We start from the raw sequence: 8,534 nt of genomic DNA on the forward strand, positions 1-8,534 counted from the left end.
GGGCGGGATCGGGACCGACGAGGGGCACAAGTCGTTCGACGAGGTGGCCGCCGGCATCGCGGCGGCGGTCGACGAGCTGCTCGCCGACCCGGCCCGTGCGGCCGGCGTGGCCGGCGCCATCGCCAATCCGGCCACGCTCGAGCGCGTCGCCGCGGCGCGCGGGCTCGGGCGGGTGGTGCGCGACAGCGCGCCGCTCGCCGAGGGGCGCAGCGCCACCCCGCTGATCGTCGCGGTCGATGCCGCCGACGAGGCGGCCTATGGCGAGGAGCGATTCGGGCCGATCGCCTTCCTGGTGGCGGTCGGGGATGCCGACGAGGGGATCGCGCGGGCCGCGGCGCTCGCCCGGCGCAAGGGCGCGATCACCGCGGCGCTCTACGACACCGACGAGGCGCGCATCCTGCGCGCCGCCGACGCCTTCGGGCGGGCGGGGGTGAACCTCTCGGTCAACCTGACCGGGAACATCTTCGTCAACCAGTCCGCCGCCTTCTCGGACTTCCACGTCACCGGCCTCAACCCGGCCGGCAACGCCAGCCTGACCGACGGAGCCTTCGTCGCCGGCCGCTTCGTGCGGGCGATGTGGCGCCGGCCGGTTGCCGCCTGAACTTCGCCGCCTGACTCAAGCCAGCAACCTGAAGAACCCAACGGGAGGAAACCCATGAAGACCCTGACTGCGCTCGCCACCCTTGCCGCCCTCGGCCTCGCCGGCACGGCCGGGGCCGAGATCCGCATCGGCGCCACGGTGTCCGAGACCGGCCCGGCCGCCTTTCTCGGCGACCCGGAGGCCAAGACGCTGAAGATGATGGTCGAGAAGCTGAATGCCGCCGGCGGCATCAACGGCGAGCAGATCGCGCTCACCCTCTACGACGACGGCGGCGACCCGAACAAGGCGCGCACCTTCGCCACCCGCCTCGTCGAGGACGACGAGGTCGTCGCGATCATCGGCGGCACCACCACCGGCGCCTCGATGTCGATCATCCCGGTGGCCGAGGACGCCGAGATCCCGTTCATCTCGCTCGCCGGCGCGATCGAGATCATCGACCCGGTCAAGGAGTGGGTGTTCAAGACGCCGCACACCGACCGCATGGCCTGCCAGAAGATCTTCGAGGACATGCAGGCGCAGGGCATCAGCAAGATCGGCATGATCTCCGGCACCGACGGCTTCGGCGCCTCGATGCGCGCGCAGTGCCTCGAGGTGGTCGGCGACTACGGGATCGAGGTGCTGGCGGACGAGAGCTACGGCCCGACCGACGCCGACATGACCCCGCAGCTCACCAACATCAAGAACACCGCGGGGGTGCAGGCGGTGCTCAATCCCGGCTTCGGCCAGGGCCCGTCGGTGGTCACCCGCAACTTCCGGCAGCTCGCCATCGACCTGCCGCTCTACCAGAGCCACGGCGTCGCCTCGAAGGGCTTCATCGACCTCGCCGGCCCCGAGGCGGCCGAGGGCGTGCGGCTGCCGGGCACGGCGCTCCTCGTCGGCGACCTGCTCGCCGACGACGACCCGCAGAAGCCGGTCGTGACGGCCTACGTCGAGGAGTACCAGGCCGCCTACGGCGAGGCGCCCTCGACCTTCGGCGGCTACGCCCACGACGCCTTCGCCATCCTGGTCGACGCGCTGACCCGCGCGGGCTCGGCCGAGCCGGAGGCGATCCGCGACGCCATCGAGCAGACCGCGGGCCTCGCCGGCACCACCGGCGTCGTGACCATGACCCCGGAGGACCACCTCGGCTTCGACCTCTCGGCGTTCCGCATGCTCGAGATCAAGGACGGCGCCTGGACGCTGGTCCAGTAACCCGCCGGACGCCCGGGGGCCTCTCTCCCCCCGGGCGCCACCTTCCCCCGCCCTTTCGCTGGAGCTCGACGCCGATGGCCGAACTCATGCAATTCCTCTTGTCCGGCGTGACCGTCGGCGCGGTCTACGCGCTGGTCGCCCTGGGCTTCACCATCATCTACAACGCCTCGGACGTCGTGAACTTCGCCCAGGGCGAGTTCGTGATGCTCGGCGGCATGATCACGGTCTTCGCCCACATGGCCGGCCTGCCGCTGCCGCTGGCCGCGCTCATCGCCATCGCCGGCACCGCCGCCGCGGGCGTCCTCCTCAACAAGCTCGCCATCGAGCCCGCCCGCGGCGCCCCGGTCGTCTCGCTCATCATCATCACCATCGGCGCCTCGATCTTCATCCAGGGCGTGGCGCAGCTCGTCTTCGACAAGCAGCTGCACCGCTTCCCGGCCTTCTCCGGCGACACGCCGATCCGCATCCTCGGCGCCACGATCCTGCCGCAGTCGCTCTGGGTCCTCGCCGGTGCCATCGCCGTCTTCGTCGGCCTCTGGGCCTTCTTCACCAAGACGCTGACCGGCCGCGCCGTCCTCGCCACCTCCAACAACCGCCTCGCGGCGCAGCTCGTCGGCATCAACACCAACTGGGTGATGACGCTCTCCTTCGCGCTCTCCGCCGCCATCGGCGCGCTCGCCGGCGTGCTCGTCACGCCGATCACCAACATCAGCTACGGCGTCGGCATCGCCTACGCGCTCAAGGGCTTCGCCGGGGCGATGCTCGGCGGCATGGGCAGCCCGATCGGGGCGCTCGTCGGCGGCATCCTGCTCGGCCTGATCGAGGCGCTGACCGCGGGCTACCTGAGCTCGGTCTACAAGGACGCCGCCGCCTTCGTGGTGATCCTCGTCGTGCTCTTCGTGATGCCGCAGGGCCTCTTCGGCCGCAAGTCGACGGACCGGGTGTGACCATGACCACGAAACGCGTCACGCTCCTCATCCTCGCGATCATCGTGATCGCCTCGCCCTTCTTCTTCCCGTCGAACTACTACTACCGCGTCGGCTCGCTGATCTTCGTCAACGGCCTCGCCGTCACCGGCATGGTGATCCTGATCGGCTACGCCGGGCAGATCAGCCTCGGCCACGCCGGCTTCGCCGGGATCGGCGGCTACGCCTGCGCGCTGGCGCCGGTCCACCTCGGCCTCCACCCCGGCCTCGCCGCCATCCTCGGCGCCGCCATCTCCGGCGCGCTGGCCTGGGCGGTCGGCCGGCCGGTCCTCCGCCTCAAGGGCTACTACCTCGCGGTGGCGACGCTCGGCCTCGGCATCCTCGTCTCGATGGTGCTCGCCAACGAGGCCTGGCTGACCCGCGGGCCGGACGGCATCGAGGTGCCCGACCTCGGCCTCAACGACCTGCTCGAGGCGGTCGGCATCGACCTCTCCAACTCGCAGTTCTGGTACTTCTTTTCCGGCCTCGTGCTGGTGATCGGCGCCTGGGTCGCGCTCAACCTCTACGACAGCCCGACCGGGCGCGCGCTCCGTGCGCTGCACGGCTCGGAGATCGCCGCCCGCACCGTCGGCATCGACGTCGCCCGGCTCAAGCTGCAGGCCTTCGTCATCTCGGCGATCTACGCCTCGCTCTCGGGATCGCTGCTCGCCTTGCAGAACAAGTTCATCACCCCGGACGTCGCCGGCTTCATGCACTCGATCGAGATGGTCACCATGGCCGTGCTCGGCGGGGTGGGCTCGGTGCTCGGCGCCTTCTTCGGGGCGACGATCCTGACCACGCTGCCGCAGGTGCTGACCGTCTTCCAGGAGTACGAGCAGATCCTGCTCGGCCTGGTGATGATGCTCTGCATGATCTTCATGCGCGAGGGGCTGCTCCCGAGCATCCTGCGCGCGCTGAGGGGGAAAGACAAATGACCACGCTCCTCGAAGTCTCCGGGCTAGGCATCACCTTCGGCGGCCTCAAGGCGGTCAACGACGTGAGCTTCCGCGTCAACCCCGGCGAGATCGTCTCGGTCATCGGCCCGAACGGCGCCGGCAAGACCACGCTCTTCAACATGATCTCGGGGGTCTACATCCCGAGCGAGGGCAGCGTGAAGCTCGACGGCCAGGACGTGACCGGCTGGGACCCGTTCCTGCTCGCCCGCCGCGGCCTCTCCCGCACCTTCCAGAACCTGCAGATCTTCCAGACGATGACGGTGCTCGAGAACGCCGTCGCCGGCTTCCACCTGCAGGAGAAGGGGCCGCTGCTGGCCGACCTCCTGCACCTTCCCTCCATGAAGGCCCGCGCCCGCACGGCCGAGGCCGAGGCCCGCGCGCTCCTCGACCGCGTCCGCCTCGGCAACGCCGCCGAGAAGGAGGCGAGTTCGCTCTCCTACGGCGCGCTGAAGCGGCTGGAGATCGCCCGGGCGCTGGCGCTGAAGCCGCGCGTCCTGCTCCTCGACGAGCCGGCGGCGGGCTGCAACGCGGTCGAGACCGAGGAGATCGACCACCTGATCGCCGAGGTCGCCGCCTCCGGCGTCGCCATCCTGCTGGTGGAGCACGACATGAAGATGGTCATGCGCATCTCGAACCACATCGTCGTCCTCGACCACGGCGAGAAGATCGCCGAGGGCGAGCCGGCGGTGGTCAGCCGCGACCCCAAGGTCATCGAGGCCTATCTCGGCCCCGACTCGCAGGTGGAGGCGACCCATGCTTAACGTCGAGGGCCTGCGCTCGCGCTACGGCCGCATCGAGGTGCTGCACGGCATCGACCTCGCGGTCAATTCAGGGGAAATCGTCACCGTGGTCGGCGCCAACGGGGCCGGCAAGACGACGCTCTTGCGCTGCCTCTCCGGCGTGCAGCCGGTCACCGGGGGCACGATCACCTTCCGCGGCGAGAACTTCACCACGGTTCCCGCCTACAAGCGGCTCGGCCACGGCCTCGCCCAGTCGCCGGAGGGGCGGCAGATCTTCACCAACCTGACGGTGGAGGAGAACCTGCGCCTCGGCGCCTTCCTCTATGTCGACGACCGGGTGGAGAAGGACATGGCGAACGCCTTCGCCATGTTCCCGATCCTGAAGGAGAAGCGCAACCTCGTCGCCGGCGGCCTCTCGGGCGGGCAGCAGCAGATGCTGGCGATCGCCCGCGCGCTGATGGGCCGGCCCTCCTGCCTGCTGCTCGACGAGCCGTCGATGGGCCTCGCGCCGATCATCGTCGCGCAGATCTTCGACGTGGTGAAGAGCATGCGCGATCTCGACGTGACCGTGCTCCTCGTGGAGCAGAACGCCTTCGGCGCGCTGAAGATCGCCGACCGCGGCTATGTCCTCGAGACCGGCCGGGTCACCATGGAGGGGGCGGCGGAGGAGCTGATCGCCGACCCGCGCATCCGCGAAGCCTACCTGGGGATCTGATATGCCCGTCTCCATCGCCCGCGAGGGCCGCGTCGCCGTCGTCACCGTCGACAACCCGCCGGTGAACGCCCTGAGCCAGGCCCTCCGCCAGTCCCTCTGGGACGCGGCGGAGGCGCTCGACGCCGACCCCGCGGTCGATGCCGTCGTGCTCCTCTGCGCGGGGCGCACCTTCATCGCCGGCGCCGACGTCACCGAGTTCGGCAAGCCGCCGCAGCCGCCGCACCTGCCCGACCTCGTCGCCCGCATCGAGGCGGCGAGGAAGCCCTGGACCGCGGCCATCCACGGCTCGGCGCTGGGCGGGGGCTTCGAGGTGGCGCTCGCCTGCCGCTTCCGCGTCGCGCTGCCCTCGGCCTCGGTCGGCCTGCCGGAAGTGACGCTCGGCATCGTGCCGGGGGCAGGGGGGACGGTCCGGCTTCCCCGCCTCGTCCCGCCGACCGCCGCCGTCGAGCTCGTCACCACCGGCCGGCCGGTGAAGGCGCCGCAGGCGCTCGAGCTCGGGCTCGTCGACCGGATCGTCGAGGGCGACCTCCGCGCTGGCGCCGTCGCCTTCGCCGCCGCGCTTCCGCCGCTGCCGGCGCAGCTCCGCGAGCGCGCGCCGATCGCCGCCGAGCCCGGCTTCTGGGAGGAGGCCGAGACGGCGGTGAGAAAGGCGGCCCGCGGCGAGGCCGCGCCGCTGCGGGCGCTGGCCTGCCTGCGCCGCGCCACCGAGGCCGACTTCGACGCCGCCATGGCCTTCGAGCGCGAGACCTTCCTCGCGCTCCGCGCCTCCCCCGAGGCGGCCGCGCTGCGCCACGTCTTCTTCGCCGAGCGGGCCGCGGCGCGGCCGGCGTCGGTCAAGGGCGTGGAGCCGCGGCCGGTCCGCAGCGCCGCGGTGATCGGCGGCGGCACCATGGGGGCCGGCATCGCCGCCGCGCTGCGCGACGCCGGCCTGCCGGTGACGCTCGTCGAGCGCGACGCCGACGCGCTCGACCGCGGCCTCGCCACCCTGCGCGGCATCTTCGACGGCGCGGTGAAGCGCGGCCGCCTCTCCGAGGCCGACGCCGCCCGGCGCATGGCCGGCGTCGAGGGCAGCACCGACTACGCCGCGCTCGCCGACACCGACCTCGTCGTCGAGGCCGTCTTCGAGGACCTCGCCGTCAAGCGCGCCGTCTTCGAGCGGCTGGCGAGCGCCTGCCGGGCGGACGCGATCCTCGCGACCAACACCTCCTACCTCGACCCTCGCGCCATCGCCGAGGGCCTTCCCGATCCGTCGCGCTTCATCGGGCTGCACTTCTTCAGCCCGGCCAACGTGATGAAGCTGCTCGAGATCGTCCCGACGCCCGAGACGGCGCCCGAGACGCTGGCCACCGGCTTCGCCCTCGCCGCGAAGCTCCGCAAGATCCCGGTACAGGCCGGGATCTGCGACGGCTTCATCGGCAACCGAATCCTGAAGCGCTATCGGGCCGCCGCCGAGGCGCTGGTGCGGCGGGGCGTGGCGATCGCCGACATCGACGCCGCCATGCGCGCCTATGGCTTCGCCATGGGGCCGTTCGAGGCGCAGGATCTCGGCGGCCTCGACATCGCCTTCCTGCAGCGCGAGGGCGCCCGCCAGCGGGGCGAGGACGTCCCGGGGACGCTCGGCGACATCCTCGTGCGCGCCGGGCGCAAGGGCCAGAAGACCGGGGGAGGGTGGTACGACTACGCCCCGGGCGAGCGGCGGCCGCAGCCGTCGGCGGAGGTTGCGCGGCTCCTCGCCGGCGAGGTCCGCGCCGGCGACGCGCCGGCCGACATCGCGGGCCACCTCGTCGCCGAGATGGCGGCGGAGGGCGCGGCCATCCTCGCCGAAGGCATCGCGGCGCAGCCGTCAGACATCGACCTCGTCGAGATCCACGGCTACGGCTTCCCGCGCCGCCGCGGCGGACCCATGTTCCAGTCGGCCCTGGCAGCCGCCGGTTGACCTTGGTTGAGGAGTGGTTAACTGGCGCTGATTTGTCCGGGTAAATCAACGGCTTAGCGAGAGCCCGCACTGTGCGGAGATCGTGCGGGGCGCCGGTCGCGGACCCGTCCGGCCGCGGCGTCGCCGCCGCGGCCGGACCGGCGTGGGGGCTCACATGTGGAGCATCCGCCCGTAGGCGTCGAGCACCGCCTCGTGCATCATCTCGCTCAGCGTCGGATGCGGGAAGACCGTGTTCATCAGCTCGACCTCGGTCGTCTCGAGCGTCCGGCCGACGACATAGCCCTGGATCAGCTCGGTCACCTCGGCGCCGACCATGTGCGCGCCGAGGAGCTCGCCCGTCTTGGCGTCGAAGACGGTCTTGATCATCCCCTCGGGTTCGCCGAGGGCGATGGCCTTGCCGTTGCCGATGAAGGGGAAGTGGCCGACCTTGACCGCGTAGCCCTGCTCCTTGGCCTTCGCCTCGGTCAGGCCGACGCTCGCCACCTGCGGCTGGCAGTAGGTGCAGCCGGCGATGGAGGTGCCGGGCGTCGGGTGCGGATGCTGCCCGGCGATCAGCTCGGCGACCATGACCCCCTCGTGCATCGCCTTGTGGGCGAGCCAGGGCGGGCCGGCGATGTCGCCGATGGCGTAGAGACCGTCGACGCCGGTGCGGCAGTATTCGTCGACGACGACATGGGTGCGGTCGACCTTCACCCCCGCCTCCTCGAGGCCGAGGTTCTCGACGTTGCCGACGATGCCGACGGCGGAGATGACGGTGTCGAAGTCGGCGGTGGTGGTCTTGCCGCCCTGCTCGATGGTGGCGGTGACCTTGTCGGCGCCGCGGTCGAGCTTCTTGACCGTGGCCCCTTCGAGGATGGTCATCTTCTGCTTCTGGAACTGCTTCTTGGCGAAGGCCGAGATCTCCTCGTCCTCGACGGGCAGGATGCGCGGCAGCACCTCGACGACCGTCGTCTCGGCGCCGAGGGTGTTGTAGAAGCTCGCGAACTCGATGCCGATGGCGCCGGAGCCGATGACCAGCAGCTTCTTCGGCATGTGCGGCGGCATGAGCGCGTGCTTGTAGGACCAGACCCGCTTGCCATCGGCCTCGAGGCCGGGGAGGTCGCGGGCGCGGGCGCCGGTGGCGATGATGATCGCCTTGGCCTCGATCTCCTCGCTGCCCTTGTCGGTCCTGACGCTGATCTTGCCCTTGCCGGCGAGTTTCGCCTCGCCCATGACGACGGTGATCTTGTTCTTCTTCATCAGGAAGCCGACGCCGCCCGAGAGCTGCTTGGCCACGCCGCGGGAGCGCTTCACCACCGCGTCGATGTCGTAGCCGACGTTCTCGGCCTTGAGGCCGAATTCCTTGGCCCGGTGCATCAGGTGGAAGATCTCCGAGGAGCGCAGCAGCGCCTTGGTCGGGATGCAGCCCCAGTTGAGGCAGATGCCGCCGA

The 8,534-nt window shown here is 71.0% G+C and carries 8 protein-coding genes; 7 read left to right on the forward strand and 1 reads right to left on the reverse strand.

The genetic code is table 11. The annotated features are described in order from the left end of the window. From Q0112_RS06895 to Q0112_RS06925, 7 genes are all read left to right on the forward strand, one after another. Positions 1–601, forward strand: a 601-nt coding sequence (locus Q0112_RS06895) for an aldehyde dehydrogenase family protein (protein WP_297973139.1), incomplete at its 5' end; no start/stop codon positions are given. A 54-nt stretch (positions 602–655) separates the two neighbouring features. After that, on the forward strand, positions 656–1,792 hold the full coding sequence (locus tag Q0112_RS06900; RefSeq protein WP_297973142.1) for an ABC transporter substrate-binding protein: 1,137 nt from the start codon (positions 656–658) through the stop codon (positions 1,790–1,792). 74 nt (positions 1,793–1,866) lie between these two features. Further along, entirely contained in the window at positions 1,867–2,739 is an 873-nt protein-coding gene (locus Q0112_RS06905; RefSeq protein WP_297973144.1) for a branched-chain amino acid ABC transporter permease, read from the forward strand. Between the two features lie 2 nt (positions 2,740–2,741). Further along, on the forward strand, positions 2,742–3,692 hold the full coding sequence (locus Q0112_RS06910; RefSeq protein WP_297973147.1) for a branched-chain amino acid ABC transporter permease: 951 nt from the start codon (positions 2,742–2,744) through the stop codon (positions 3,690–3,692). After that, the gene (locus Q0112_RS06915) at positions 3,689–4,474 is read left to right on the forward strand and encodes an ABC transporter ATP-binding protein (RefSeq protein ID WP_297973149.1); all 786 of its coding nucleotides are present in this window, start codon (positions 3,689–3,691) and stop codon (positions 4,472–4,474) included. The genes Q0112_RS06910 and Q0112_RS06915 overlap by 4 nt, the downstream gene beginning before the upstream one ends. Next, the gene (locus tag Q0112_RS06920; RefSeq protein ID WP_297973152.1) at positions 4,467–5,168 is read left to right on the forward strand and encodes an ABC transporter ATP-binding protein; all 702 of its coding nucleotides are present in this window, start codon (positions 4,467–4,469) and stop codon (positions 5,166–5,168) included. The genes Q0112_RS06915 and Q0112_RS06920 overlap by 8 nt, the downstream gene beginning before the upstream one ends. A gap of 1 nt (position 5,169) precedes the next feature. After that, positions 5,170–7,104, forward strand: coding sequence for a 3-hydroxyacyl-CoA dehydrogenase NAD-binding domain-containing protein (locus Q0112_RS06925; RefSeq protein WP_297973155.1), 1,935 nt, complete (start codon positions 5,170–5,172; stop codon positions 7,102–7,104). 150 nt (positions 7,105–7,254) lie between these two features. On the opposite strand, the gene lpdA is transcribed toward Q0112_RS06925, so the two are convergent. Next, positions 7,255–8,534, reverse strand: a 1,280-nt coding sequence (lpdA, locus tag Q0112_RS06930; RefSeq protein ID WP_297973158.1) for a dihydrolipoyl dehydrogenase, incomplete at its 5' end; no start/stop codon positions are given.

Origin of the sequence: uncultured Amaricoccus sp., from assembly GCF_937858865.1 — a bacterium.
GTDB lineage: Bacteria > Pseudomonadota > Alphaproteobacteria > Rhodobacterales > Rhodobacteraceae > Amaricoccus.

Bases quoted from the DNA above. Each gene is read 5' to 3' on its own strand.
- Q0112_RS06900 (WP_297973142.1), top strand. From the start codon at position 656: ATGAAGACCCTGACTGCGCTCGCCACCCTTGCCGCCCTCGGCCTCGCC.
- Q0112_RS06905 (WP_297973144.1), top strand. From the start codon at position 1,867: ATGGCCGAACTCATGCAATTCCTCTTGTCCGGCGTGACCGTCGGCGCG.
- Q0112_RS06910 (WP_297973147.1), top strand. From the start codon at position 2,742: ATGACCACGAAACGCGTCACGCTCCTCATCCTCGCGATCATCGTGATC.
- Q0112_RS06915 (WP_297973149.1), top strand. From the start codon at position 3,689: ATGACCACGCTCCTCGAAGTCTCCGGGCTAGGCATCACCTTCGGCGGC.
- Q0112_RS06920 (WP_297973152.1), top strand. From the start codon at position 4,467: ATGCTTAACGTCGAGGGCCTGCGCTCGCGCTACGGCCGCATCGAGGTG.
- Q0112_RS06925 (WP_297973155.1), top strand. From the start codon at position 5,170: ATGCCCGTCTCCATCGCCCGCGAGGGCCGCGTCGCCGTCGTCACCGTC.